This window comes from Micromonospora sp. MP36 (assembly GCF_008119785.1).
Taxonomy (GTDB): domain Bacteria; phylum Actinomycetota; class Actinomycetes; order Mycobacteriales; family Micromonosporaceae; genus Micromonospora.
Window position 1 is genome coordinate 20,732 of sequence record NZ_VSFA01000019.1, and the last position, 24,431, is coordinate 45,162.

Sequence of the window (24,431 nt, forward strand, 5' to 3'; positions counted from 1 at the left end):
GGCCAGTCTCGCGGCTGGCGCACCTCGCGGGCATCGAGGTGGGCGGGAGGGTGCCGTCCGGCCGCGTCGTGCAGCTCCTCCTGCGGGACCGGGGGAATCCCGTCCGCCGCCGGGGCCGAGATCGTGACCTGGCCGGCCACAGCCCAGACGAGGCGCTCGATGGTGCGGAAGCCCGGATCGGGCGACCTGCCCGACTCGATCCGCGCGATCGTCGCCTGCGGCACCCGGACCTTCCCGCCAGCTCACGCTGGCTGAGGTCGGCCATCCGGCGCAACGCCCGCAGGGTCGCGCCCAGGTCCGTCGGGGACTCCGCAGCGGTCACTGGCCCATGCTCGACCGCGCCTCGACAGCACCGCAACCCGCCGGTATCCACCTGTGGACAACGCTGTGGAAAACGCGTGCGGCTGGGGATGAGTGCTTGTTCTGGCCGCTACGAACTTGATGACGTGAACGATTCAGCATTCGCCGAGGGGAGCGCTGGCCATGCTGAGAAGCTCCGGCATGCAGACAGGGCTGGCACGCACCCGCGCTGCGGTACGGCGGAGGGTGCCGGCTGGTACCCACGCCGGGGTGCTAGTTCCTACGACCTCGCACTCCCCACAAACCCGCAGCGGCCGCGATCCATTTACGTCATCAAGTTCGTAGCGTGCGAAGGAGAGGTTCGCCCACCAGCCCTGCCGCGGCGATGGCGGCCCTGGAGGCCGGCAACCGGGCCGCCATCGCCGCCGCCCCGGGATCGAAGCCACGGTCGAGCGAAGGGGACGGCTCCACATCCAGGGCAGGCAGCGAGTCTTGTCCCGGCTGGCACGAAACCCGGGTCAGGGGCCGCCATCGCGCAGGAGGGCGGCCGCGGGACGAGTGCCGCGCGGCATGGCGAGGACCTGCCGGTCCACCGCCCAGCCCTCGTCGCTCACCGGGTGGCGTCACAGGGGCGGGACCGGGGTGGCGGGCGGTGCGCGACGCGGGGTTACGGTGGGGGCGTGGCGCTCTCGCTGGCGATCTCCCCCTGCCCCAACGACACGTTCGTCTTCGACGCCCTGGTGCACGGCCGGGTGCCGGACGCGCCGCCAGTCGAGGTGACCTACGCCGACGTGGACGTGACCAACACGGCGGCCGAGCGCGGGGCGTTCGACCTGGTGAAGGTGAGCTACGCGGCGCTGCCCTGGCTGCTCGACGACTACCACCTGCTGCCCTGCGGCGGCGCGCTCGGCCGGGGCTGCGGCCCGCTGGTGCTCACCCGCGGCGACCGGCCCGACCTCACCGGCGCGACGGTCGCGGTGCCCGGCGAGCGGACCACGGCGTACCTGCTGTTCCGGCTCTGGTCGGCGGAGCGGCCGCCGGCGCGGATCGAGGTGGTGCCGTTCCACGAGATCATGCCGGGCGTCGCCGCCGGCCGGTACGACGCCGGTCTGGTGATCCACGAGGCCCGCTTCACGTACCCCCGGCACGGCCTGACCGCCCTGGTCGACCTCGGCGAGTGGTGGGAGGGCGACACGGGCCTGCCGATCCCGCTCGGCGCGATCCTGGCCCGCAAGGGCACGGTCGACCCGGTGGAGGCCGCCGCCTGGATCCGCGAGTCGGTCCGCCAGGCGTGGGCCGACCCGGAGGCCAGCCGGGAGTACGTCCTCTGCCACGCCCAGGAGATGGAGCCCGACGTGGTGGACCGGCACATCGCCCTCTACGTCAACGAGTTCACCGCCGACCTGGGAGAGGCCGGCTTCGCCGCCGTCGAGGCGCTGCTGGGCCGGGCCGCCGACGCCGGGCTCGTCCCTCAGACCTCCAGCTCGCGCGCCACCGCGTGGACCAACTGAGCGATCTTCTGCGCGGTCTTCCGGTCCGGGAAGCGGCCCCGGCGCAGGTCCGGCTGGACCTTCGCCTCCAGCACCTTGATCATGTCCTCGACCAGGCCGTGCAGCTCCTCGGCCGGCCGGCGGCGCAGCTCCGCCACCGACGGCGGCGCCTCCAGCAGCTTGACTCCCATCGCCTGGGCGCCCCGGCGGCTGTCGACCACGCTGAAATCGACCCGCTGGCCGCCCTTCAGGTCGGTGACACCGGCCGGTAGCGCGCCCTTGGGCAGGAACACGTCGCCACCCTCGTCGCTGGTGACAAACCCGTATCCCTTGGCCGCGTCATACCACTTCACTCGACCCGTCGGCACCTGACAACCCCTGCTTCGCTCGAGACAACTACCCCTTCAAGGCTAGCCGGATGATCCGGTCCAGCGCCGCCGGGAATCCGGTGAGATCATCCAGCACCACATGGGCACCCGCGTCCCGCAGTTCGTCCGATGAGCAGGGACCGGTCGCCACTCCCACGCCCGGGATTCCCGCGGCTTTCGCGGCCGCCATGTCCGCAACGTGATCCCCGACGTAGAGGGTGGCGCCGTGCTCCCGCAACGCGGTCGCCTTCTGCTCGGCGAAGAGGTCCCCGGCCAGCTCGTCGACCGCCAGCCCGAGGTGGTCCAGGTGCAGCTTCGCCAGCCGGCCGATCTTCGAGGTCACCACCATCACCCGACCGCCACGGGCGTGCACGGTGTCGATCGCGGCCTCCGCGCCCGGCATCGGCAGCGTCGGCGTGATCGCGTACGCCGGGTAGAGCTCGCGGTACGCGACCACCGCCTCCTCCACCCGCTCCGGCGGGAACCAGTGGGCGATCTCCGTACGCAGCGGCGGGCCGAGCCGGGACACCGCCAGCTCCGCGTCCACGGGCACGCCGGTCAGCGCGGTCAACGCCCGGTACGCGGCGGCGATGCCGGGGCGCGAGTCGACCAGGGTCATGTCGAGGTCGAAGCCGACCATCAGCGGAGCCATGCCGCGAACCTACCTGTCCCCGACCTCGACTCCAGCCGGACGTCCGAGGGGCGGGAGGCCCCCCGGCCGGGCTAGCGTGGAACGACGATGACCACCTCACTCGCCGACCACCTGCGGACGCTCTCCGACGAGTCCCTGGCCGCCCTCCTCCGGCTGCGGCCGGACCTCGTCGTGCCGGTGCCGGCCGACGTCTCCGCCCTCGCCATCCGCGCCCAGTCGCGGGTCTCCGTGGCCCGGGCCCTCGACGGGCTGGACCAGTTCACCCTGCAGATCCTGGACGCCGCCCGGCTCACCCGCCACCCGGAGGAGGGCGGCACCAGCGTCGACGCCATCCTGGCGCTGGCCACCACCGGCCCGCACCCGCCCGCCCCGACCGCCGTCCGGGGCGCACTGGACCGGCTGCGCGCGCTCTTCCTGCTCTACGGCCCCGAGCACGACCTGCACCTGGTGGGCGGCGTCGACGAGGTGTCCCCGTACCCGGCGGGGCTGGGCCGACCGGCGGCGGAGCTGGCCCCGCGGGCGGCGGCCGTGTGCACCGATCCGGCGAAGCTGCGGCGGACGCTGCTGGCCGCGCCGCCGTCGGCCCGGGCGATCCTGGACCGGCTCGCCGCCGGCCCGCCGGTCGGCACCGTGCCCCCGGGCGCGCTGGAGGCCCCCGCCACCGGCACCGAGGACGCGCTCCCGCCGGACCTGGTCAACGGCGGCGCGCCGACCGGCTCGCCGATCCGCTGGCTGGTCGAGCACCGGCTGCTCGTGCGGATGTCGGCCGTCAAGGGCGGTGGCACCGTCGAGCTGCCCCGCGAGGTGGGGCTGCTGCTGCGCCGGGACAGCGGCCCCCTCGGCCCGCTGCGGACCAGCCCGCCCGTGGTGGCGACCCCGCCCCGGGAGGCGAAGGCCGTGGACTCCGCCGGGGCCGGGCAGACCATGGAGGTGGTACGCCAGACCGAGGCGCTGCTGGAGAGTCTGGCCGCCGAGCCGGCCCCGGTGCTGCGCTCCGGCGGCGTCGGTGTCCGCGACCTGCGCCGGCTCGCCCGCGGGCTCGGGCTGGACGATTCGACTACCGCCCTGCTCTTCGAGGTGGCGTACGCGGCCGGGCTGGTCGGTGAGCTGGACCTGACCGGGGCCGCCACCACCCGGTACGGCGGCGACCAGCAGATCCTGCCGACCGGCGGGTACGAGGTGTGGCGGGCCAGCTCCCTGGCCGAGCGCTGGGAGCAGCTGGCCCGGGCATGGCTGACCATGACGCGCCAGGTGGGCCTGGTCGGCCAGCGGGACGACCGGGACCGCCCGATCTCGGTGCTCTCCGCCGAGGCGGAGCGGGCCGGCGCGCCGGCCGCCCGGCTCGCGGTGCTCGCCATCCTGGCCGACCTGGCCCCGGCGACCGCCCCGACGCCCGACGAAGTGCTGGAGCTGCTCGACTGGCGGGCGCCCCGGCGGGCCCGGGGCCGGGAGGCCGCGCACCGGGAGGTGCTGGCCGAGGCGGCCCAGCTCGGGGTGACCGGGCTCAACGCGCTCACCTCGTACGGGCGGCTGCTGCTGGCCGACGTGACCGAGGCCGACGAGCGGGCGGACGACCCGCTCGGGCTGCTCTCCGACGCCGAGTCGGGCGAGCCGTCCACCGCCGTACGCGCGCTGGACGCGCTGCTCCCCGCCCCGGTCGACCACTTCCTCGTGCAGGCCGACCTGACCGTAGTGGTGCCCGGCCCGCCCGACCCGACGCTCGCCGGCGAGCTGGACGTGGTGGCCGAGCACGAGTCGGCCGGTGGGGCCAGCGTGCACCGGGTCACCACGGCCAGCGTCCGGCGGGCCCTGGACGCCGGCTACTCCGCCGACGACCTGCACGCGCTGTTCCGCCGCCGGTCGCGCACCCCGGTGCCGCAGGGCCTGACCTACCTGGTCGACGACGTGGCGCGCAAGCACGGCGGGCTGCGGGTCGGCTCGGCCGGCGGGTACGTGCGCAGCGACGACGAGGCGCTGCTCACCGAGGTGCTGGCCGACAAGCGGCTGGAGGCACTGGCGTTCCGCCGGCTGGCTCCGACCGTGCTCGCCACCCCGTACCAGGTGCAGCGGATGCTGACCGCGCTGCGCGACGCCGGGTACGCGCCGGTGCCGGAGGACGCCAGCGGCGCGACGGTGCTGGCCCGGCCGAAGACCCGGCGGGCGCCGGCCCGGGTGCCGGTCGCCACCCGGGGGCTGGACCCGCTGGCGGCGCCCCGGCTGCCCATGCCCCGGCTGCTCGGGGTGGTGGAGCAGATCCGGCGGGGTGAGGCGGCGGCGCGGGCGGCCCGGCGTGCGCCGGCAGTGGTCCGGGGCGGCGCGGCGCGCACCGGCCCGGCGCCCGCGCACACCCACAGCGACGCGCTGGCCGTGCTGCAGCAGGCGGTCCGCGACAAGGCGCTGGTCTGGGTCGGCTACGTCGATGCGCACGGGGCGACCGCGTCCCGGCTGGTCCGGCCGGTGTCAATCGGCGCGGGCTACCTGCGGGCCGAGGACGAGCGCACGGAGATGCTGCACACCTTCGCGCTGCACCGGATCACCGCGGCGGTGCTGGAGGACTGAACGGCTCCGGGGCCGGGCCCGGGCGACCCCGGCCCGGCCGGCTCAACGCCCGTTGTGGCGGATCATGCCGATCACCGACACCGCCAGCAGCAGGCCGAACGCCGCACCGGCCGACTCGCCGACCGAGTCGACGAAACCCTGCCGCTGCACCAGCAGACCGAAGAAGAACCAGCCGACGATGCCGGCGGCGGCGGCCGCGTACCCGACCAGGGCCACCGGGGAGACCTCGTCCCCCGGTGCGCGGTCATCCTCGGGGAGCACCTCGTGATCGATCGTCATCGTCAGCCCCTCCCGCCCCGTCCGGACCCGCCTTCCAGGGTGGCACCGGAAAGGCCCGCCGAACAGGGGATAAACCCCCCAGTCAACCCGGGGCGCTCAGGGGTACGGGCGGAAGACGCTCAGGTGCCGGGGCGGCGGCCGAAGACGACCACCCGGGTACCGACCGAACCCAACTCCCAGAGCCGCACCGCGTCCTGGTGCAGCAGGTTCACGCAGCCGTGCGAGCCGATCGACCCGTTGTGCAGGTACGTGGTGGTCTCGTGGAAGCCGATGCCGCGGTTGAACCGCTGCCAGTACGGCAGCCACACCTCGTACGGGTTGGACCACTCCTTCAGGTTCCGGTTGGCGACGCGGTAGGTGCCGCTCGGGGTGGCGTACCCGCTCATGCCGGTGCGGGTGACCGTCGGGCCCATCACCACCTTGCCGCCCTTCATCGCCCAGACGGTCTGCCGGGTCAGGTCGACGCAGAAGGTGAGGCCGGAGCCGGCGTGGCAGCGGCTCACGTCGGTGGCGGCCAGGCGGCGTGCCACGTCGTACGTGGTGCCGCCGGCGCGCCCGGCCGCGGGGCTGATCCCGTACCGGCGCTGGAACTTCTTGATCGCGGCGCAGTCGGCGGCGGACTGCTGCCCGTCCACGGTCACCGTCCCGAATCCGCCCAGCCTGGCCAGGTACGTCTCCACCTCGCGCTGCCGCTCGCCCTGCGGGCAGACCGGCTTCGGCGTGGTGCTCGGCTTCGGCTTCGTCGACCGGGTCGGTTTCGGACTGGCCGCCCAGCTGGGCGACGTCGACGGGGACGACGTCCGCTGGTCGGGCGTGGGCGTCGCGCTCGCCCCCGATGCCCTTTCCGTCACGGCGACGGGCGCCGGAGCGGCCGCCCCGGATCCGTCGTCGCCCTGCGGATCGAGCGCGCACGCACCGACGCCGACCAGCACGACCGCCGCCAGGCTGACGACCCGGGCAGCGAACCGGAAACGCTTCATGGGCCCTCCCCTGGACAGACGTTCCCTTCCTAGACGTACGAGACGGATGTCCCGTTGCCTTCTCGGCGTGACTTTTTTCGGACACCTCCGGACGTGCAACACTGGATGGTCCGCCTTCGGCAGGTCAGCGCCGTGCGGGCGAGGAGAATCCGGCAAACGAAAGGACGCTGGGGTGAGCGGTGGACCACTGATCGTGCAGTCGGACAAGACCCTGCTGCTGGAGATCGACCACCCCGACGCGCAGGCGTGCCGGATGGCCATCGCGCCCTTCGCCGAGTTGGAGCGCTCTCCCGAGCACGTGCACACCTACCGGCTCACCCCGCTGGGCCTGTGGAACGCCCGGGCCGCCGGCCACGACGCCGAGGGCGTGGTGGACTCCCTGATCAAATACTCCCGCTACCCGGTGCCGCACGCGCTGCTGGTCGACGTGGCCGAGACCATGGACCGGTACGGCCGGCTCCAGCTCGTCAACGACCCGGCGCACGGCCTGGTGCTACGCGCGCTGGACCGGGTGGTGCTGATCGAGGTCGCCAAGAGCAAGAAGCTCGCCGGGATGCTCGGCGCGAAGCTCGACGACGACACGATCGCGGTCCACCCGTCGGAGCGGGGCCGGCTCAAGCAGGCGCTGCTCAAGCTCGGCTGGCCGGCGGAGGACCTGGCCGGATACGTGGACGGCGAGGCGCACCCGATCGAGCTGGCCGAGGCCGGCAAGGACGGCGTGAAGCCGTGGACGCTGCGGTCGTACCAGCGGGAGGCCGTGGAGGCGTTCTGGGCCGGCGGGTCCGGCGTGGTGGTGCTCCCCTGCGGCGCCGGCAAGACGCTGGTCGGGGCGGCGGCGATGGCCGAGGCGAAGGCGACCACCCTGATCCTGGTGACGAACACGGTCGCCGGCCGGCAGTGGAAGCGGGAGCTGATCGCCCGCACCTCCCTGACCGAGGAAGAGATCGGCGAATACTCCGGCGAGCGCAAGGAGATCCGCCCGGTCACCATCGCCACGTACCAGGTGCTCACCTCGCGCAAGAAGGGCGCGTTCACCCACCTGGACCTGTTCGGCGCCCGCGACTGGGGCCTGGTCGTCTACGACGAGGTGCACCTGCTGCCCGCGCCGATCTTCCGGTTCACCGCGGACCTCCAGGCCCGCCGCCGGCTGGGGCTGACCGCGACGCTGGTCCGCGAGGACGGCCGCGAGGGCGACGTGTTCAGCCTGATCGGCCCCAAGCGGTACGACGCGCCGTGGAAGGACATCGAGGCGCAGGGCTGGATCGCCCCGGCCGAGTGCACCGAGGTACGGGTCACCCTGACCGACGCCGAGCGGATGGCGTACGCGACGGCGGAGGCCGAGGAGCGCTACCGGATGGCGGCGACGGCCCGGACCAAGCTGCCGGTGGTGAAGGCGCTGGTCGACCGGCACCCGAACGAGCAGGTCCTGGTCATCGGCGGCTACATCGACCAGCTCCACCAGCTCGGGGAATACCTGGACGCACCGATCGTGCAGGGCTCGACCACCAACAAGGAGCGCGAGCGCCTCTTCGACGCATTCCGCTCGGGCGAGGTGCGCACCCTGGTCATCTCGAAGGTCGGCAACTTCTCCATCGACCTGCCCGAGGCGGCGGTCGCGATCCAGGTGTCCGGCACGTTCGGCTCCCGGCAGGAGGAGGCGCAGCGGCTCGGCCGGGTGCTGCGGCCGAAGGCCGACGGCCGGCAGGCGCACTTCTACACGGTGGTCTCCCGGGACACCATCGACACCGAGTACGCCGCCCACCGCCAGCGATTCCTCGCCGAGCAGGGGTACGCGTACACGATCGTGGACGCCGACGACGTCCTCGGCCCGTCGCTGCCTTCCTTCGACTGATCTGTTCCTGGTCAGCTCCGTTTGCGGCACGTTGCGGTGTCCGGGTGACCCCGACGCCCCGATGTCCCGCAAACGGGGTCGATCGCGGTGCTCGCGACGGGCGACCGCGGCGGGAGCGACTGTCCCTCGCGCTCGCTACGAACTTGATGTCGTAAACGATTCACCCGTCAGCGCTCGCTTCGGGCGCCGTCCGGCGGCCCTGGGGCGCTGGTGAATGACCGCTGTCTCATCGGGTACGCGGGCTGCGGATACGCGAAGGATCAGGCCGGTGGAGCCGCGCCCGCTGCCATGCTGCGGCGCGGTGGCCGATCTGACGTACCGAGAAGAGAGGCCCATGCGATGAGAGACCGAATCCTCAAGGGGTTGAAGCGGAAGGCAAACACGATCATGGTGCGTCGCAGACGCAGGGATTCCATGATCAGCAAGCGGGGCCGCTCCCGCAGGCCCGGCCGGCTCTTCCAATGAGCACACCACCCGGGCTGATGACCGGGTGACATCACGGGCTGATACCGAGGCATCCCGCTCCGTATAGTGTGGCTTTCACGGCCACCTATATTGAGGGGGATGCGCGTATGCGTACCTCGGTATCAGGGCGTTTTTCATCAGGGCGGACCCGGCGGGCCGGGGCGGTGCTCGCGGCCGGTCTGCTGGCCGTCGCCGGCACCGCGCTGCCGCGGGCGGCGCAGGCCGCCGAGCCGGGCCAGCTGACGGTCGCGTCGGACGGGCCAGCCTCGTACTGGACGGGCGCGGTCCGCAGCGACGGGCCCGGCACCCGGGGCGTTCCGGAGTGCCGGACGGTCCACTGCGACAAGCTGCGGCTCAAGGTCGACCTCCCGGCTCGCACCTGGACCCGCCCCGGCGGGGTGCAGGTGGCGATCCGGTGAGACGGCGCCACCGAAGGCGGCCTCGGCCTCTTCGTCTACCGGGGCGGGGAGCTGGTGGCGAAGTCCACCGCCGGCGTCGGCACCGCCCAGTCGGTCATCATCCCGTCCGCACGCAACGGCTCCTACGACGTGTACGTCTCGTACGGGGTCACCTTCGGCGCGGTGGACCCGGACCCGGTCATCGCCTACCAGGGCCTGGCCGAGGTCGAGTACAAGCCGGCGGTGCAACCGGTACGCGACCTGCTGCCGGACCTCAAGTCACTGCCGCAGGAGAACGTCACCTACGACAACCCGGGCACCATCTTCGGGGACACCGCCGAACCGGGGCAGTCGTGCTTCGACAGCGAGCGCAGCGAGCAGGGCGCCCGCCAGTGCCTCCGGTTCGACCAGGTGCTGCAGAACGCCGGAACCGGCCCGGTGGAGCTGCACTACTCCCGGGAGTCCGGCGTCTTCCAGGACGAGGACGTGTGGCAGCGGATCTACCGCTCCGACTCGACGTGGCAGGACGTGTCGGCCGGTCAGGTCGAGTTCCACCCGATCCACGGGCACTACCACTTCAAGGGGTTCGCGCAGTCCGAGCTGTGGCTGGCGGACACCACGGGCAAGGTCGTCGGCAGCGCGCCGGCCGCCGTGGCGGACAAGGTCAGCTTCTGCATCGCCGACACTGACCTGATCGGCTGGGGCACCAAGGGGGACGCGGCTCTGTCGTACCCGGCCCCGGCTTGCCTGGACCCGAAGTCGACCAGCGGCGGCCGGGACTACTTCGACATGGGCATGTCGCCGGGCTGGGCGGACCGCTACAACTGGTACCTCCCCGACCAGATGATCGACACGTACGGGCTGGCGGACGGGACGTACGTGCTGTTCACGACGGTGGACCCGGACGGCAAGCTCAGCGAGTCCGACGAGGGCAACAACTGCTCGTCGGTGATTGTGGAGCTTGCGGGGTTGGCGACCAGCCAGCCGCAGGCGCAGTTGCGGGGCGTCGGCCCGGCCTGCCCCTAAACCGCTCGGGGCTCACGAGAGGCGGTGTCATCCTGCGGTGGCACCGCCTCGGGCTGCTAGCCCACACCATGCCCAACCAGCCGTCGACTCTCGGCCGACTGCGATGACCACAACCATGGTTCGACCGCCGGCCCTGCCAGGTGAAGCCGCCCCCTGAAACCGCGGGCCTCCAGGCCCGCCGCCCGGCCCGGCCTGACCGCGGCGCTGGTTCGCGAGGACGCCCATAAGCCGGACCTGACGCCCGCCGGGGGGGCCTGGTCGCCGTTGCCGACTGGTGTCAGCCGATGTCGCCTCGTGCTCTCACGAACCGCCAATACCGATGACGGACCGCTGGGTGATCCATCTGCCGGTGACCGCGCCCGACCTGCACCGGGCCCGGATCTTCGCCCGTACCGCCGCCCGGGTGTTGGCCCAGCTCAGCGCCCGGGTCGAGCCGGGCGGGGTGACCGTGTCGGCCGAGGACCAGCAGTGCGTACGCCATTGGGTGTTCTGCGACCGGCCGCTGCCCGGCGGCGGGCGGTGCGCGCTGCCGGTGGATCACACCTCGCCCTGCGCGCGGCGCGCGCCGTGGCTCAACCCGCGCTGACCCGGCCAGGAACCGTCGCCCGGCTCCGCCGAGGTCAGCGCCGATAGCGGCGGTGGGTCATCCCCACCGCTCCGCGACGGCGGCCGCGTGTGCCGCGCCCACGGCCCGGCCGGCGCGGGCGGGTGCCGCCCGGGTCGCGGGCGACAGGGCGTTGGTGCCGAACGCGTCGACGGACGCCTGGTCGGCGCTGATCACGTGGACGGCGGCCGGGGCGAGCGCGGCGATCTCGGCGTTGAGGTCGCCCCACGGTTGCGGTGCGTCGCGGAGGACGGGCTGGATGATCAGCACCCGGTCGGCGCCGGCGGCCAGGTCGGCGTTGGTCATGGACCGCACCCCACCGTCCACATAGTGGCGGTCGCCGATCCCGACCGGCGGCCAGACGCCGGGCACCGCGCAGCTGGCGGCGACGGCGTCTAGCAGGGTGACGCCGGATTCGCGGGTGAAGACCGCTGCCTCGCCGGTCTCGGCGTCAACCGCGGGCAGCCGCATGTCCCGGTCGGGCCACGACTTGACCGGGAGGCGGGCGTCGATCGCGGCGAGCCGTACGGACGGGTGCACGGTCTGCGCGGCCAGCGCGAGCTGACCCAGCCGGCGGCGGGCGTCCTCGACGCCGGACGCGTCGGCCAGCGCCGCGCCGTATTTGGCGAAGAGCTCCTCCGTGTTGACGTCGACCTCGATCTCAGCGGTCTCGGGGCGCAGCTGAGCTTCATACAGCTCGTCGAGCGGGATACCGCTGGTGATCTGGGCGGCGACGGAGGAACCGGCGGAGGTACCCACGATCAGATCGGCGGCGAGGACCTGCTCGGCGAGCGCTGGATCGACGTCGGCGATGCCGCGCAGGACGCCGAGTTCCCAGGCGATGCCGGCCACCCCGCCGCCGGCCAGCACGAGTGCGTTGCTCATGGCGTGAGCCTTCCACATGCTCCGACAGGCGTTCGTGGGTGACGGCGACCCCACCCGCCGATCCGGCCGGCTGTGACGACCGAGATTGCTGTCTATCCCTGGCCTGGATCTGGTTGGGGGGTTGTTTCGGGTTTGGTGTGGAGGACTTCGCGGGCCTGTTCGGCGGCGCGGGTGATGCTTTCGCTGATGAAGTCGAGGAAGCGGGCGATGTTCTCCAGGCGGGTGGCGGCGGGGGTGTGGGGGCCGAGGATGGTGACGCCTTGGCGTGCGGTTTCGACGAGTTGGTCGTTGGCTCGGGCGCTGGCGATCGTCGCCTGGTAGAAGAGTTCGTCGTCGACGATGTAGCGGTCGCGGCGGCGTTCGTCGCGTTCTCGCCGGACGAGGCTCTGGCTTTCCAGGAAGGCGATCGCTTTGGAGATGGACGCTGGGCTGACCTGGAGGCGCTGGGCGAGTTGGGAGGCGGTGAGGCTGCCCGCGTCGGTGGTGAACAGGCAGGTCAGCACCCGGGCTGTCATCTTGGGCAGGCCTGACGCCATGAGGACCGTGGTGAGCGTCTCCTCGTACTCGGCCACGGCCTCGGCGTCGCGTCCGTGTGGCTGGGGGACCGACTCCGACCCGCGGGTGGAGGCGGGCCGGCGCCGGTGTGCGCGGCGTTCGGTGGCGCGGTGGGCCAGGTCGGCGCGGTAGGCGGTGGGGCCGCCGTTGCGCATCACCTCACGGGTGATCGTCGAGGTCGGACGGTCGAGGCGTCGGGCGATCTCGGCGTAGGGGAGGCTGTCGGCCAGCCCCAGCGCGATCTGCTGGCGTTCCTGCTGGGTGAGCCTGCCTCCCGGCATCGCGTTCTCCCTGGTGATCCGTCGTGGTGGTCCCGTGGTCCCCGACCATAGCGTTCACTTCCCATCTATTGCAACGCTCGGCGCTGTCGCCGTTGCTTTGATTTCAGGGCCGTTGCAACGATTTCATGGGCTTGACCTGCCGAAACTGGGATTCTGTGCAACGAACGTGTTGTCGGGTTATGGAAAGCAACGTAGCGTTTCCGACATCAGAAACAACAACCGAGCATGGGAGAGCACGATGCAGAAGTTCGACACCCCCGCCCCGATCTCCGCCGTCCTGGACATCCCCGCCGGACGCGTCCAGCTCATCGCCGCCGACCGCGCCGACACCACCGTCGAGGTCCGGCCCGCCAACCCCGCCAAGAGCCGCGACGTCCAGGTCGCCGAGCAGACCACCGTCGCCTACGCCGACGGCGTCCTGCGGATCCACACCCCCGCGCCCACAAACCAGCTCTTCGGCCCCTCCGGATCCCTGGAGATCACCGTCCAACTGCCCACCGGCTCCCACCTCGAGGCCAAGGCCGCCAGCTCCGAACTCCGCGGCGTCGGCCGCCTTGGCGACGTCGCCTTCGAAGGCGCGTACCGCCAGATCAAGATCGACGAGGCCGCGAGCGTCCACCTCACCGCGATCGACGGCGACGTCGAGGTCGGCCGGCTCAACGGCCCCGCAGAGATCAGCACCGCACGCGGCGACATCCGCATCACCGAGGCCGTACGCGGCACGGTCGTGCTCCGCACCCAGTCCGGCGACATCTCGATCACCGCCGCCGCCGGCGTCTCGGCCACCCTGGACGCCGGCACCAGCCACGGCCGCATCAACAACGCCCTCAAGAACAACGGCACCACCGAACTCGACATCCACGCCACCACCTCCCACGGCGACATCACCGCCCACAGCCGCTGAACAAGCAGAACGAGGACCATCCGGCCGGGCCCACCACGATCGAGATCCTGTCGGTCGTGGTGGGCGACGTGGCCGTCCGTCCCGAGGGCCTGCGGTCCACGTGCAGGGCCTGAAGAAGTCGTACGAGACGCCTAACCCGACCAGGTGGAGAACATGACGAAGAACAGCACCTCGACCAATTCGAGGTGGACCGGCATGGTGCCGGTCGACGATACGGCCCTCGCCGTCACCGACACCGGCGGTTGCGGTATCCCTGTGGTCTACCTCAATGGCCAGTTCGCCACTCAGGGGTACTGGCGACGGTCATCGCTGAACTGGGGACGGGGTGGCGGCACATCACCTACGACGAGCGGGCTCGCGGCAGATCGAAGCGTTCGGCGGACTATTCCTTCCAGGTCGCCGTCCGTGATGTCGATGCCGTTCTCGCGGCCAGGGGTGTGGAGCGGGCGCTGCTGGTGGGCTGCTCCTACGGAGCGGTCGTCGCGGCGCACTGGGCCAGCCGGAATCCGGACCGTGCCTTGGGCGCGGTCCTGGTTGACGGCGCGTTCCCCTACGACTGGCTCGACGAGGCTATGGAACAGCGGATCCGGAAGCTGTTTCGGCGGTTGGGCTGGTTCCTGCCGCTGCTACGCCCGACGGGCCTGGCCCCGCGGATGACCGCCGCGCAGCAGGCCGACAGCAACATCGAACTCGGCAAGCTCTCCCGCGAGCGCGAGTTGGGCCCCGTGCTGGACAACATCACCGTCCCGGCGCGGTACGTGGTTGCTTCGGGGACGTCCTTCGGCAGCCGCGGTGATGAGCAAGAACGGATACGCACCAGCGTCCCTGATCAGCTTAGCGATCCTGAGTCGGGTTGTGTTTCCGGGATCGTTTCCCACCGTGCTGGGGACGCGTGGGCGTGGAAGTGGAATCCTGCGCCCAGGGCGGCTCCGCGTGGCTGATGGCCGGTGGTGGGTGTGCTGGTCGTGTTCACGCCCTGGTGTCGGTGGGCTGCGCGGGGCAGCCTCCGGTCCGTTGGTGCGTGTCCCTCCGGACGCTTACCCGCCCGGCTGTGGGGCCGGGTGGGGGAGGGTGCCCCGCGTCGCCTGGGCGCGGGGCGTGATGGCTTGCGCCGGGTAGGGCCGGTCTTCGACCGGTCCCCCCGGTGGCTTTTCGTGATGACCGCTGCCGTTTCGAGTTTGTCGACCACGGCGCGGATCACCATGTGCCCGTTGGTCTTGTCGGTGACGGTCTTGGCCTGATGGGTGAGGCCGCGGGCGGCGATCCGCCGCCATGCCCCGTGGTCGCGGTCGCCCTGCCAGCGGCAGGACTGGTTGGGGCAGACAGCCCACTTCCAGCCCGCCACGGTCGGCTTGTCGGGGGCTTTGCGATGCTGCAGCGGAGTCAGGCACTGCGGGCAGTGTTTCGAGGTGTTGCGGGCGGGGACGGTGACCACGGCGATACCGGTCTCGGCGGCGAGGTGCCGCATCCGGTCGACGATCTGCCCGCGGACCTGCTGCGACAGCCGGGTGTTGAGGGTGGCGCCCATGCCCTTGGCTTCCAACGACCGCAGGTCTTCCACATAGATCACGCTCGCCCGGGAGGCGATGGCCTGGTCCACGGCCCAGCGGGCGGCGGCCCACGCGAGCGCGGCGTTCAGGTTCGTCCGGCGGTCGGAGACGTGGCGGATCTCGGCGCGTAGTACCGCCAGTTTGCCGGCGAGGTGATGCTGCTCGTCACGGCCGGCGAGGCGTTGGTAGTGGTCGGCTTTGGCGTGCAACCGCTCTGACAGCCGCCGTAGCCGGTGCTGTTTCGCGAGGATGCCGGCGGCCCGGAACTGACCACCCGCCCCCAACGCGGTGATCCGCCCGCCCTCGTGCAGGCGCAGGGCTCCCGCGCTGAGGAGAGTGTTGAGACCCCAGTCCACCCCGACCGCGACCGTGTGGCCGGTGCGCCGGGCTTTCGGCACCGGATGGCTGTATGCCATGTCGGCGTGCACCTGCCGGCCGATCACGCGCAGGGTGGGCAGGTGCAGCACCGCCGAGGCGGGGACCGTGGGCGGCAGGATGATCGGACAGGCCACCCACGCCCAATCCGCATAGGCTCGCGGATCCGGGCGCGTGGGCAACTGCAACCGCAGCAACACCCTCCGAGGGTCGGTGTCGCTGCGTTCGATGGTGGCCTGCTGCCGGTCACACGCGGCCAGCAGCAGCATCCGCGCGACCCGTGGGACGCCTTCCAGTTCGAACACGTCCACCGGCAGCCGGCCATTGACGGCAAGGAACCTGGCGGCCTGCCGGGTGCGGGACTTGATGACGCTCGACGGCAGATGTTCCCCGCCAGGGATCGACGCCCGAACCTGCTCCCACTCCTGCGGGGTGCGTTTACGCGGATCAGCCGGCCACGTCGCCAACACCCCGCCAGTCAGACCAGCACGCCACGACGCCGAACGCAGAACCCGCCCGGCCTGCTCCTGCACCATGCGCACGATCCGGTCATTGACCCTCACACCCACCGGCGCGGTAACCGTCCAGCCCAAACGCCGCAGCGCCATCCACGCATTCGACGGCAGCTTCCGGCCACCCGCGTCGTGTCCGGACGCCAACACCTCCACATCCGCGCAGTTCCACCGCTCCGCCAACAGGCCGGACACCATCCCCGCCACCAGATCGGCACACCAGCCAACACGCTGCGCCAGCACCGCCTGCGACAGAACCTCACCACTCTCCTCGTCCACCCCCGATCGCAGCAAAGCACGGGCGCAAGCGGTACGGGAAGCCTCACCCTCAGCCAGCGGCAGCTTCCCGCTCACCGGCTCATCGCCCCGCCATCGACCCAAGAGAACCCGCGATCACGACCGGCCCACATCACCGGAATCTCCCCCGAACCAGCCCAAAAGCGAAACGCCACGATCCACACGGCTAACCTAGGATCACCGACGATTCCTAATCAAGTTGGTCAGCCTCGAAGCGGTGACCGTCCGCAACCCGAACATCAAGGTGAGCGCGAAGGTCGGGAGCAACCACGGCGCGATCCTGAAGAGGGACTACCCGGCCATCGCCGAGGCCGCACGCGAGGTCGCCGCCCTCGACCGCGAGGGCACACTGAAGACACGACCAGCGGACTGACGGAACCATACGTCCTCGCCACCGGCGTCATCCTCGTTACTGATCTCGTAGCCCTCGACGCGGAGCCAGGCCGCCTCGGACCGGCGTCCACCAGGAGTGGGCGCCGGGCCTTCGCCGTTCGTCAGGGGCGGCGCAGCAGGTAGCGGGCCCGTCGGCCGGCGTCGGCGAAGCCCAGCCGCCGGTACAGCGCGGCGGCCGGGTTGTTGTCGTTGACGCAGAGCCACACCTCCCGGGCACCCTCCGTGGCCAGCGAGCGCAGCGCGCTCGCCACCAGGTACGCCCCGACCCGCCGGCCTCGCCATTCCGGTACGACGCCCACCTGGTCGATCCAGTTGTCGAGGATGTTGAGGAAGCCGACCGCCGTGCCGTCGGGGCCACGGGCGATCATCGACAGGTCCGGCCGGTAGTCGTCGTCGTCCCGCAGTTCACCCAGCCACTCCTCGGCGGTGGGGGCTGCGAAGCCGGGCCGGTCGGCGAAGGACGCACTGTACGTCTCGAACAGCTCGGAATCGAGCGTCACCGGCTCGGTGCGCAGGCCGTCGGGGCGCGCGACCACCGGGAGTTCCGTGAGGTCGTGCCGCAGCACCCACTCGGTGAAGGTCCGCTCGAAGCCGCGCGCCGTGAAGAGGGCGTCCGCGCCCGGGCTCCACGATTCGGTGGTGAGCAGCAGGTCGCCGTCGCCGGCCTGCTCGTCCGCCCAGCTCAGCAGCCGGCCGCCAAGGCCCCGCCTCCGCCAGGCAGGATGCACCAGGCCGGTGCTGGTGGCCGGCCGCCGCGCGGTGCCGACCCCGACGGCCGCGACCAGGCCGCCGTCGTGCCAGGCACCGAGGGTACGGGTCTGGAGCAGTCGCGCCCGCAGCAGCGGCGGGCGGGCGAACAGCGGCAGCCCACCGTCGGCGGCCAGGCACGCCTCGGCCAGTCCGGTCAGCGCGGCGAGGTGTTCCTCGCCGAACTCTTTCCAGGTCAGCGCGTCCCCGCCCGGTTCCGCCATGATCCTCTGCCCCTTTGCCTGCCGCCGTCCGCACGACGCCCAGTGGGCAAGTAGGCATCCCGGCCGGGACCACTGTCAACGAGTTTCCGTCGGGCCGGCGCGCTGTCCCGCACGGCGACCGGAACCGGTGGCCAGACCGGTCAGGAATCGAGAAGCCCAGGTCACCGGGCCGCCGCTAGCGTCACCGCCATGGATGTCCCGCCCCGGCAGGCGCTGGGTGCCGGGGGGGTTGCTCGTCTTCGGAGGAGGTTCCGTTGAACTGGAACAAGTGGGTCCGGCAGATCCACCGCTGGCTGGCCATCGTCTTCACGCTGACCGTCATCGTCACCTTCGTCGCGCTGGCACAGAAGGAGCCCGTCATCTGGGTGTCCTACGTGCCGCTGCTCCCGCTCTTCCTGCTCCTGTTCACCGGCCTGTACCTGTTCGTGCTGCCGTACGCCACCAAGTGGCGTAGGGCGCGGCGCACCGCGACGGCCCCAGCCGAAAACTGATGCTCAGAGCACCCGGGTGATCTGCTCGGCCTCGATCCGGGCGTCCAGTTTCGACCGATCGAGGTTGGCGCAGATCACCACGGATGCGCCGGCGGCGAGCGGGGCGAGCAGCCACTTCAACGGCTGCTCGTGCTCGGCGGCGTCGACCAGCAGCCGGTCGCCGGCCCGTAGGTCGAGCTGCGCGGCGATCTCCGAGGCCAGCTGCCGCCACATGGCGTAGCTGGTGCCGTCCGGGGTGGCCGGGTCGGACGGGTGGACGGCGGTGTAGTCGGGTGGGGTGTCGGTGTGCCGGAGCACCTCCGTGGACCAGTCGAGCCAGCCGACGGACACGTCGGCCAGCGGCCCGGGCCCGGTGCCGACCAGGTAGCGGTGCACCCCGTCGGGCACGTCCTCCAGCCAGTCGTCGAGGCGTTCCGGGGTCACGAACACCGCGTCGTACGGCTGGTCGCCGCCGGGTTCGAGGACCGGCAGCCCGGCGGTGGCCCGCGGCCGGAACGACACGGCCATCCCGACCGACCAGGCGCCCATCAGCACGGCGGCGGTACGCCAGTGCGGCGGCAGCAGCACCGCCACCCGGCTGCCCGGGCCCAGCCCGCAGCCGTCCCGGAGCAGGCTCGCGGTGCGCGCCGCCCAGCCGCCGAGCTGCCGGGCGGTCAGCTCGACCCGCTCCCCGGTGGCGTCGTCGCACCAGGTCAGCAGCGGCGGCCTGCCATCGGTGAGCGGGTCGGCCGGCACGGGTGCGGTCACCAGATCCATTGCGCGCTCCCTACTCCCGGTTCCTCACCATAGCGACCGGATCCGGCCTCGACGCGTTACCCCGCGCTCACCGGCGGCTGACTAGACTCGCCGGCACACCGGCAGGGGAAACGAGGCCAGGGTATGGGCGAGCTGTTGTCGACCGTCGCGCAGATCGTCAGCTCGTACGTCGCCCGGCTGCTCGAGCGGCGGGTGCTTGCCCGGGACGCGAGGGTCGCGGCCGACCTGATGGCGATCGTCCTCGCCCTGCAGGAGCTGTGCCTCACCGGCGATCGGATCCTCGCCCTCGCCGGCACCATGGCCGCCGGCACCGCTCGGCCCGATGACCTGACCGAATTCGCCGCCCTGGTACGTCGGCAGTCCACACAGGTCGACGAGCTCCGGGCCCGGGTCGAGGGGTCGCGTGCCCTGCTCGCCACCGTCGAGGTGGAGTTCGCCTTCGCGCTGGCGCCGCTGCTCGATCACAAATCGGGGCTGCTCGCCCGTTGGCAGCAGCAGGCCGCCCTCAGCCAGTTCTCCACCACCACGCTGCTCTTCCTTCCCGCTGCGGGCGTCACCCGGGCGATCGCGGCGAGCCGCCCCGACCCCACCGGCACCGACCTCGACCTCGACCGGACCGATTTCGTGCTGGTGGTGGCGGACGAGGTGCGGAGCGTACGGCGGCGAGAGGTGCGGGATGTCCGCAACCCCGGCGACGGCGAGCGCGACCGGTTGCTCCGTGACATCGAGGAGGCCCGGGTCCGGCTCGGCGACACCCGGGAGCTCTGCCGCCGGCTGGGCGCGACGATTCAGCAGACCGTCGGTGCCGAGGCCATGGCACAGCTGAGGCGGACGCTGGCCGGCCGGGAACAGCAGCGCTGACCGGGCCCGACGGCTACACCTCCGGGTCGCGGGGATACCCGCCGTACCGGGCCAGGGCGTACGCGCCCACGCCGGTGGCCAGCAGCTCGATCGAGTCGCAGCCGAGGGCCCGGCTCAGTTCCTCCGTGTTGAACAGGAGTCGCTGGAACAGCCCGGTGCCGGTCGCGGCGTCGGTGAGCCGGATCTCGTCGAGCCATGCGCGCCGCTCGGGAAACGAGATGCGCAGCGCGAGCAGGGCGTGCAGCGTGTCGTTCGGCGCGATCCGCAGGTCGACTCCGCACCCGCCGTCGGGGTAGAGGGAGACCTCGATCCGCGCTTCGGGCAGACCCGCGGCGATCAGCTCATGGAACCGGCGCGGCGACACGGGAACCCACCGCCGCCAGGTGGCGAGGAACTCCTCGTCGGCCCGTGCCGCCGTCAGCGCCGGCTCCAGCGCCGTCAGGTCGGCGACCGTCAGGTCGGCGATCTCGGCCTGGGCGTCACGTGCCGTGGGCTCGGCCGGGAGGAGCAGCCGCACCCGGCTCGCCTCCTCCACCAGTCCGTCCCATTCCCGGTCCGGCCGGAACCGACCGAGGCAGAAGTCGTCGCCGAGGCGGGACGAGAGGTGCCGCCACCACGCGGCGGCGCGTACCGGCCTCAGCCCGAAGCGCATGGCGCCCACGATGATGCAGCGTTGCAGCAGAAGCGTGGCGCTGAGGCCGCTCACGTCGACCGTCGGCTGGTCGATGGCGCGCGCCGAACCGACGCCGTTCCGTTCCATCTCGGTGTACGCGACGAGCGGCGGCATGTCCTCGATCCGCACCGGGATCGCACTGTCGAGCTGGGAGTCGGGGTCGACCGGCCGCCACACGACGTCGTCGTTCAGGACGATCAGCGGTTGCAGCCCGTCGTCGTGCCGCACCACAAGCTCCAGGGCGGGTTCTCCGCGGGGCGAGAAGATGCGGCGCACCCGGAGCACCGCGTCGGGGTGTAGCCGCAGCCCGTCGTCGATCGCCGGCACAGCCACGTGCAGCTCGCTGCCGGATGTCTGGATCTCGAGTGCCGGGAGGGTGGCCAACTCCCGAACAAGTTCACCTCTGTCCATGGGCCACTGTATCGGGCACCTCGGCCGGGTGGCTGCCCCGTCGTCTCAGACTCGACCCGCTGACGCGACCGGGGGCGCGCCGGGAATCGTCAACAGTCACCGTCAGCGGGTGAACCGGTCCACCAGGATCGCCAGCCGCCGCTCGTGGTCCGTATGCCGGAGCCGGCCGTTGCGCATGAGCGTGACGAGGCCGTGCAGCCCGCTCCAGAAGGTCTCGGTGAACGTCTCCAGGTCGTCGCCGCCGGCGACCGGCCGCAGGGTCTCGGCCAGCTCGGCGAAGGCCCGGGCCAGCTCGACCGGCGCGTCCTTACTGGCGAAGGACAGGTCGACGGGGAGGTTGAATATCGCGTCGTAGAGCGCGGGCCGGCGCTCGGCGAACGCGACGTACGCCCTGGCGATGCCGGCCACCGCCTGCCGCGGGTCGGTCGCGGCGGCCCGGGCGGCGGCGAGTTCGGCGGCCAGCTCACCGCAGCCTTCCACGGCGACCGCCGCCATGATGGCGCCCTTGCCCTTGAAGTGGCTGTAGAGGACGGGCTGGCTGTACTCGATCTCGGCGGCGAGCCGGCGGGTGGTGACGGCGTCCCAGCCCTCCGACTCGGCCAGATCCCGGGCTGCGGCGACGATCGCCCGTTCCCGTTCCGCCCGCTCCCGCTCCCGGCGGGCCTGAATCGACATGCTCGCCAGTCTAGCACCGCTAGCCAATCTGCCGCCGCTCTGCTAGCTTCGCTCTCAGACCTAGCAGTGCTAGAACTTGGAGTCGAACATGCTTACCCCCGTCGCCTACGGGCTCGCCGTCGTCCTCAGCCTCTTCTGCGTCTTCATCGGCGCCCGGTTCCTGCTGGCGCCCCACGCCTCGGCCGCCGGCTACGGCGTGCCGGCCGCGCCGGACGGCGACCCCGCCTACCTCACGATCAAGGGCCTGCGCGACCTCAGCTACGGCCTCCTCGGCCTCGCCCTGATCGCCTTCACCAGCGCCCATGCGGTCGCCTGGTTCATGCTGATCGTCGCGCTCAACCCGTTGGGGGACACGCTGATCGTGCTGCGGCACGGCGGCCCGAAGGCCGTCGCCTTCGGCATCCACTTCGCCACGGCCGTGGTCGTCCTCCTCGACGCCGCCCTGCTGTTCGCCCTGTAGCCACCCGCGAAGGAGCCGTCAGATGTCCCTGATCACGCCCGACTTCACCGAGTCCGTCATCGTCCGCGCGGCCGACGCCGAGGTGGTGGGCCGCGCACCGACCACCGTGCGGCTGCTCGCCGACAGCAGCGCCACCGGTGGTGCCCTCTCCACCCAGCGGGTCACCCTGACCGACGGCGCGGACGGCGCCCGGCCGCACCACCACGCCAACTCCGCCGAGCTGTTCTACCTGCTGGACGGCACCGCGCAACTGCTCTCCGGCGAGCAGGTCGTCACCGCCGAACGCGGCGACCTGGTGATCGTGCCGCCCGGCCTGGCGCACGCTTTCGCCGCCGCCCCGGGCGAGAACGCCGACATCCTCATCGTCATCACGCCCGGCGTCGAGCGGTTCGAGTACTTCCGGCACCTGGAGCGCATCGCGTACGGGAAGGTGCCGCCGCAGAGCCTGCTGGAGGTGCAGGAGCTGTACGACACGTACTTCCGCGACAGCGCCGCCTGGGACGCCGCCCGCCGCTGATCCCCGGTCCCGAACCGCCAGGGCTCACCGTCCGGGCAGTTCGGGACCGCCGTCGAGCAGCGGAGCCAGCAGGTCGCCCTGCTGCTCCACCCGCTTGAGCACCTCGCCCGCCGTGTACGGCTTGGTCGACGGTCGCTTGCCCGCCGCGCCCGCCTCGACCTCGTCCCAGGTCAGCGGGGTGGACACCGACGGCACCGCCTGGGCGCGCAGCGAGTACGGCGCCACCGTCGTCTTGGCCGCGTTGTTCTGACTCCAGTCGATAAACACCTTGCCGGGGCGCAGGTTCTTCGCCATCTTCGACACGATCAGCTTCGGGTGCGCCCGCTCCAACTCCTGGGCGATCCGCTTGGCGTAACCCGAGACGAAATCAGAGTCCTGGGTGCCGGCGATCGGGCAGCACAGCTGCATGCCCTTCTTCCCCGAGGTCTTCGGATAGCTCTCGATGCCGTCGGAGGCGAGCCGGTCGCGCATCAGCAGCGCCACCTGGCAGCACTGCTTCAGCGCGGCCGGGGCGCCCGGGTCCAGGTCGACCACCATCATGTCCGGGTGCTCGCCGATCTTCCACTGTGGCGTGTGCAGCTCCAGGGCGGCCAGGTTGGCCAGCCAGACCAGGGTGGGCAGGTCGTCGCAGACGACGTAGTCGATGGTCTCCCGCCCCTTGCTCGACCCGGGGGCGGGCAGGTTCTCGGTGCGTACCCATTCCGGCGTCGCCGCGGGCTGGTTCTTCTCGAAGAACGAGCCGCCCTCGACCCCGTTCGGGTAGCGGATCCGGGTCAGCGCCCGGTCCTGCAGGTGCGGCAGCAGCACCGGGGCGATCCGGGTGTAGTAGTCGATCACCTCGCCCTTGGTGAAGCCGGCCTTCGGGTAGAGGATCTTGTCCAGGTTGGACAGGTCCAGCGAGCGTCCCTCGACGTCCACCTTCAACCGGTCAGCTGGCATCGTCGACCTCCTCGGGCGGCTTGTCGGGCCGCAGGCGCAGGATCCGGGGGAAGCGCAGCCGCCCGTCCGGCGTGCGCTGGCCGTACTTGACCTCGACCACCACCTGCGGGGTTACCCAGATCGCGCCGCGGGCATCCTCGCGCGGCACGTCCCCGGCGAACGGCGACCCGGCGGTGCGCAGCGGCTCCAACTCGCGCAGCAGCTCCCGTTCGAGGGCCGAGCCGATCCCGCCGCCGACCCGGCCCCGGAAGGTGAGCTGCCCGTCGGGCCGCGGCACCCCGACCAGCAACCCGCCGATCTTGCGCGCGCCGGGCCGCCAGCCGCCGACCACGAAGTCGCCGGTCACCTCCAGCTTGACCTTCACCCAGTCGGGCGAACGCATCCCGGGCCGGTAGACCGCGTCGACCCGCTTGGCCATCACCCCTTCGAGCCCGTGCTCGCCGGCCGCCTCGTAGGTGGCCGGGCCGTCGGCGAAGGCGGGCGGCACCGCCCACCGGGCGGCGCCGAGCCCGAGCGACTCCAGCGCCGCCCGCCGCTCCCGGTAGGGGCGGCCGGTCAGGTCGTCGCCGCGCAGCCGCAGCACGTCGAAGATCATGTACGTCACGGGCATGGTGGCCGCCAGCCGGGCCGCCTTGGCCGGGTTCCGCACGTGCATCCGCTCGGCCAGCGCGGTGAACGACGGCTGCCCGAGCTCGTTGAAGAGGACCACCTCGCCGTCCAGCAGCGCGTCGTCGACCTGCTCGGCGAGCGTGATCAATTCCGGGTACGCGGTGGTGATCTCGACGCCGGAGCGCGCGTACATGTGCTGGTCGCCGTGGGAGATGTCGGCGAGCGCGCGGACCCCGTCCCACTTGAACTCGTACGCCCAGCCGGCACCGGCCGGGAGATGCCCGGTCATCGCGAGCATCGGCTTCAACGGCGCGCCGGGCACCCGATCACTGTAGTTGCGCAC

Annotated in this window: 26 protein-coding genes; 13 read left to right on the plus strand and 13 right to left on the minus strand. The window is 72.0% G+C overall.

Features of this window, described 5'->3' with window-relative positions:
* Positions 1-980: 980 nt before the first annotated feature.
* Positions 981-1,811, plus strand: coding sequence for a 1,4-dihydroxy-6-naphthoate synthase (locus FXF52_RS16325; protein ID WP_148797763.1), 831 nt, complete (start codon positions 981-983; stop codon positions 1,809-1,811).
* On the opposite strand, the gene FXF52_RS16330 is transcribed toward FXF52_RS16325, so the two are convergent.
* Positions 1,772-2,158 carry a cold-shock protein gene (locus FXF52_RS16330; RefSeq protein WP_088997128.1) on the minus strand — a complete coding sequence of 129 codons (387 nt, stop codon included), beginning with the start codon at positions 2,156-2,158 and terminating at the stop codon, positions 1,772-1,774. The genes FXF52_RS16325 and FXF52_RS16330 overlap by 40 nt on opposite strands.
* A 28-nt stretch (positions 2,159-2,186) precedes the next feature.
* Positions 2,187-2,810 carry an HAD family hydrolase gene (locus FXF52_RS16335; RefSeq protein WP_148797764.1) on the minus strand — a complete coding sequence of 208 codons (624 nt, stop codon included), beginning with the start codon at positions 2,808-2,810 and terminating at the stop codon, positions 2,187-2,189.
* An 87-nt stretch (positions 2,811-2,897) separates the two neighbouring features.
* Here FXF52_RS16335 and FXF52_RS16340 point away from each other — a divergent pair, with 87 nt between their 5' ends.
* On the plus strand, positions 2,898-5,369 hold the full coding sequence (locus tag FXF52_RS16340; protein ID WP_148797765.1) for a helicase-associated domain-containing protein: 2,472 nt from the start codon (positions 2,898-2,900) through the stop codon (positions 5,367-5,369).
* Between the two features lie 42 nt (positions 5,370-5,411).
* Here the strand turns inward: FXF52_RS16340 and FXF52_RS16345 are convergent, their stop codons facing one another.
* On the minus strand, positions 5,412-5,648 hold the full coding sequence (locus FXF52_RS16345; protein WP_148797766.1) for a hypothetical protein: 237 nt from the start codon (positions 5,646-5,648) through the stop codon (positions 5,412-5,414).
* A gap of 119 nt (positions 5,649-5,767) precedes the next feature.
* The gene (locus FXF52_RS16350) at positions 5,768-6,628 is read right to left on the minus strand and encodes a L,D-transpeptidase family protein (protein WP_148797767.1); all 861 of its coding nucleotides are present in this window, start codon (positions 6,626-6,628) and stop codon (positions 5,768-5,770) included.
* Between the two features lie 172 nt (positions 6,629-6,800).
* On the opposite strand from FXF52_RS16350, the gene FXF52_RS16355 reads away from it, so the two are divergent.
* The 4 genes from FXF52_RS16355 to FXF52_RS16370 all read left to right on the plus strand — a co-directional run bounded on the left by FXF52_RS16355 (position 6,801) and on the right by FXF52_RS16370 (position 10,955).
* The gene (locus FXF52_RS16355; RefSeq protein ID WP_148797768.1) at positions 6,801-8,480 is read left to right on the plus strand and encodes a DNA repair helicase XPB; all 1,680 of its coding nucleotides are present in this window, start codon (positions 6,801-6,803) and stop codon (positions 8,478-8,480) included.
* Positions 8,481-9,052: 572 nt separating this feature from the next.
* Positions 9,053-9,364 carry a hypothetical protein gene (locus FXF52_RS16360; RefSeq protein WP_148797769.1) on the plus strand — a complete coding sequence of 104 codons (312 nt, stop codon included), beginning with the start codon at positions 9,053-9,055 and terminating at the stop codon, positions 9,362-9,364.
* A gap of 54 nt (positions 9,365-9,418) precedes the next feature.
* Positions 9,419-10,369, plus strand: a complete 951-nt coding sequence (locus tag FXF52_RS16365) for a lysyl oxidase family protein (protein WP_187413533.1) — start codon at positions 9,419-9,421, stop codon at positions 10,367-10,369.
* Between the two features lie 319 nt (positions 10,370-10,688).
* Complete coding sequence (locus FXF52_RS16370) at positions 10,689-10,955, plus strand: hypothetical protein (protein ID WP_148797771.1); 267 nt, start codon at positions 10,689-10,691, stop codon at positions 10,953-10,955.
* Between the two features lie 57 nt (positions 10,956-11,012).
* On the opposite strand, the gene FXF52_RS16375 is transcribed toward FXF52_RS16370, so the two are convergent.
* Both FXF52_RS16375 and FXF52_RS44065 read right to left on the minus strand, forming a co-directional pair.
* Complete coding sequence (locus tag FXF52_RS16375; RefSeq protein WP_148797772.1) at positions 11,013-11,858, minus strand: patatin-like phospholipase family protein; 846 nt, start codon at positions 11,856-11,858, stop codon at positions 11,013-11,015.
* Positions 11,859-11,950: 92 nt separating this feature from the next.
* On the minus strand, positions 11,951-12,694 hold the full coding sequence (locus FXF52_RS44065; protein WP_148797773.1) for a helix-turn-helix domain-containing protein: 744 nt from the start codon (positions 12,692-12,694) through the stop codon (positions 11,951-11,953).
* A 238-nt stretch (positions 12,695-12,932) separates the two neighbouring features.
* Between FXF52_RS44065 and FXF52_RS16385 the strand changes: the two genes are divergently transcribed.
* Both FXF52_RS16385 and FXF52_RS16390 read left to right on the plus strand, forming a co-directional pair.
* Entirely contained in the window at positions 12,933-13,598 is a 666-nt protein-coding gene (locus FXF52_RS16385) for a DUF4097 family beta strand repeat-containing protein (RefSeq protein WP_148797774.1), read from the plus strand.
* A gap of 185 nt (positions 13,599-13,783) precedes the next feature.
* Positions 13,784-14,539 (plus strand): alpha/beta fold hydrolase, encoded by a 756-nt coding sequence (locus FXF52_RS16390; RefSeq protein WP_255472020.1) that lies wholly within the window; start codon positions 13,784-13,786, stop codon positions 14,537-14,539.
* Here the strand turns inward: FXF52_RS16390 and FXF52_RS16395 are convergent.
* Entirely contained in the window at positions 14,428-16,314 is a 1,887-nt protein-coding gene (locus FXF52_RS16395) for a zinc ribbon domain-containing protein (protein WP_222870550.1), read from the minus strand. The two genes, FXF52_RS16390 and FXF52_RS16395, sit on opposite strands and share 112 nt — an antisense overlap.
* 235 nt (positions 16,315-16,549) lie before the next feature.
* Between FXF52_RS16395 and FXF52_RS16400 the strand changes: the two genes are divergently transcribed.
* Positions 16,550-16,705 carry a hypothetical protein gene (locus FXF52_RS16400; RefSeq protein WP_222870552.1) on the plus strand — a complete coding sequence of 52 codons (156 nt, stop codon included), beginning with the start codon at positions 16,550-16,552 and terminating at the stop codon, positions 16,703-16,705.
* A 121-nt stretch (positions 16,706-16,826) separates the two neighbouring features.
* Here the strand turns inward: FXF52_RS16400 and FXF52_RS16405 are convergent, their stop codons facing one another.
* Positions 16,827-17,696, minus strand: coding sequence for a GNAT family N-acetyltransferase (locus FXF52_RS16405; RefSeq protein ID WP_148797776.1), 870 nt, complete (start codon positions 17,694-17,696; stop codon positions 16,827-16,829).
* 254 nt (positions 17,697-17,950) lie between these two features.
* Here FXF52_RS16405 and FXF52_RS16410 point away from each other — a divergent pair, with 254 nt between their 5' ends.
* Positions 17,951-18,187, plus strand: a complete 237-nt coding sequence (locus tag FXF52_RS16410) for a hypothetical protein (protein WP_148797777.1) — start codon at positions 17,951-17,953, stop codon at positions 18,185-18,187.
* A gap of 3 nt (positions 18,188-18,190) precedes the next feature.
* Here the strand turns inward: FXF52_RS16410 and FXF52_RS16415 are convergent, their stop codons facing one another.
* Positions 18,191-18,943 (minus strand): TIGR03089 family protein, encoded by a 753-nt coding sequence (locus tag FXF52_RS16415; RefSeq protein ID WP_148797778.1) that lies wholly within the window; start codon positions 18,941-18,943, stop codon positions 18,191-18,193.
* Between the two features lie 123 nt (positions 18,944-19,066).
* Between FXF52_RS16415 and FXF52_RS16425 the strand changes: the two genes are divergently transcribed.
* Positions 19,067-19,804 (plus strand): hypothetical protein, encoded by a 738-nt coding sequence (locus FXF52_RS16425; protein WP_187413534.1) that lies wholly within the window; start codon positions 19,067-19,069, stop codon positions 19,802-19,804.
* 13 nt (positions 19,805-19,817) lie between these two features.
* Here FXF52_RS16425 and FXF52_RS16430 read toward each other — a convergent pair whose 3' ends face one another.
* Together FXF52_RS16430 and FXF52_RS16435 are read right to left on the minus strand one after the other, a co-directional pair.
* Entirely contained in the window at positions 19,818-20,888 is a 1,071-nt protein-coding gene (locus tag FXF52_RS16430; RefSeq protein ID WP_148797781.1) for a hypothetical protein, read from the minus strand.
* 102 nt (positions 20,889-20,990) lie between these two features.
* Positions 20,991-21,563 (minus strand): TetR/AcrR family transcriptional regulator, encoded by a 573-nt coding sequence (locus tag FXF52_RS16435; protein WP_148797782.1) that lies wholly within the window; start codon positions 21,561-21,563, stop codon positions 20,991-20,993.
* 88 nt (positions 21,564-21,651) lie between these two features.
* On the opposite strand from FXF52_RS16435, the gene FXF52_RS16440 reads away from it, so the two are divergent.
* Both FXF52_RS16440 and FXF52_RS16445 read left to right on the plus strand, forming a co-directional pair.
* Positions 21,652-22,023, plus strand: a complete 372-nt coding sequence (locus tag FXF52_RS16440) for a DUF4267 domain-containing protein (RefSeq protein WP_148797783.1) — start codon at positions 21,652-21,654, stop codon at positions 22,021-22,023.
* Between the two features lie 22 nt (positions 22,024-22,045).
* Positions 22,046-22,540, plus strand: a complete 495-nt coding sequence (locus FXF52_RS16445; protein ID WP_148797784.1) for a cupin domain-containing protein — start codon at positions 22,046-22,048, stop codon at positions 22,538-22,540.
* Positions 22,541-22,564: 24 nt separating this feature from the next.
* Here the strand turns inward: FXF52_RS16445 and ligD (FXF52_RS16450) are convergent, their stop codons facing one another.
* Positions 22,565-23,479: a non-homologous end-joining DNA ligase gene (ligD, locus tag FXF52_RS16450; protein ID WP_148797785.1), complete on the minus strand. Its 915-nt coding sequence runs from the start codon at positions 23,477-23,479 to the stop codon at positions 22,565-22,567.
* The gene (gene ligD / locus FXF52_RS16455; RefSeq protein WP_148797786.1) at positions 23,469-24,410 is read right to left on the minus strand and encodes a non-homologous end-joining DNA ligase; all 942 of its coding nucleotides are present in this window, start codon (positions 24,408-24,410) and stop codon (positions 23,469-23,471) included. The genes ligD (FXF52_RS16450) and ligD (FXF52_RS16455) overlap by 11 nt, the downstream gene beginning before the upstream one ends.
* Between the last annotated feature and the right edge of the window lie 21 nt (positions 24,411-24,431).

Coding starts and splice junctions, on each gene's coding strand:
- FXF52_RS16335 (WP_148797764.1), bottom strand. CDS start 2,810: ATGGCTCCGCTGATGGTCGGCTTCGACCTCGACATGACCCTGGTCGAC.
- FXF52_RS16340 (WP_148797765.1), top strand. CDS start 2,898: ATGACCACCTCACTCGCCGACCACCTGCGGACGCTCTCCGACGAGTCC.
- FXF52_RS16345 (WP_148797766.1), bottom strand. CDS start 5,648: ATGACGATCGATCACGAGGTGCTCCCCGAGGATGACCGCGCACCGGGG.
- FXF52_RS16350 (WP_148797767.1), bottom strand. CDS start 6,628: ATGAAGCGTTTCCGGTTCGCTGCCCGGGTCGTCAGCCTGGCGGCGGTC.
- FXF52_RS16360 (WP_148797769.1), top strand. CDS start 9,053: ATGCGTACCTCGGTATCAGGGCGTTTTTCATCAGGGCGGACCCGGCGG.
- FXF52_RS16370 (WP_148797771.1), top strand. CDS start 10,689: ATGACGGACCGCTGGGTGATCCATCTGCCGGTGACCGCGCCCGACCTG.
- FXF52_RS16375 (WP_148797772.1), bottom strand. CDS start 11,858: ATGAGCAACGCACTCGTGCTGGCCGGCGGCGGGGTGGCCGGCATCGCC.
- FXF52_RS44065 (WP_148797773.1), bottom strand. CDS start 12,694: ATGCCGGGAGGCAGGCTCACCCAGCAGGAACGCCAGCAGATCGCGCTG.
- FXF52_RS16385 (WP_148797774.1), top strand. CDS start 12,933: ATGCAGAAGTTCGACACCCCCGCCCCGATCTCCGCCGTCCTGGACATC.
- FXF52_RS16405 (WP_148797776.1), bottom strand. CDS start 17,696: ATGGCGGAACCGGGCGGGGACGCGCTGACCTGGAAAGAGTTCGGCGAG.
- FXF52_RS16415 (WP_148797778.1), bottom strand. CDS start 18,943: ATGGATCTGGTGACCGCACCCGTGCCGGCCGACCCGCTCACCGATGGC.
- FXF52_RS16425 (WP_187413534.1), top strand. CDS start 19,067: ATGGGCGAGCTGTTGTCGACCGTCGCGCAGATCGTCAGCTCGTACGTC.
- FXF52_RS16430 (WP_148797781.1), bottom strand. CDS start 20,888: ATGGACAGAGGTGAACTTGTTCGGGAGTTGGCCACCCTCCCGGCACTC.
- FXF52_RS16435 (WP_148797782.1), bottom strand. CDS start 21,563: ATGTCGATTCAGGCCCGCCGGGAGCGGGAGCGGGCGGAACGGGAACGG.
- FXF52_RS16440 (WP_148797783.1), top strand. CDS start 21,652: ATGCTTACCCCCGTCGCCTACGGGCTCGCCGTCGTCCTCAGCCTCTTC.
- FXF52_RS16445 (WP_148797784.1), top strand. CDS start 22,046: ATGTCCCTGATCACGCCCGACTTCACCGAGTCCGTCATCGTCCGCGCG.
- ligD (WP_148797785.1), bottom strand. CDS start 23,479: ATGCCAGCTGACCGGTTGAAGGTGGACGTCGAGGGACGCTCGCTGGAC.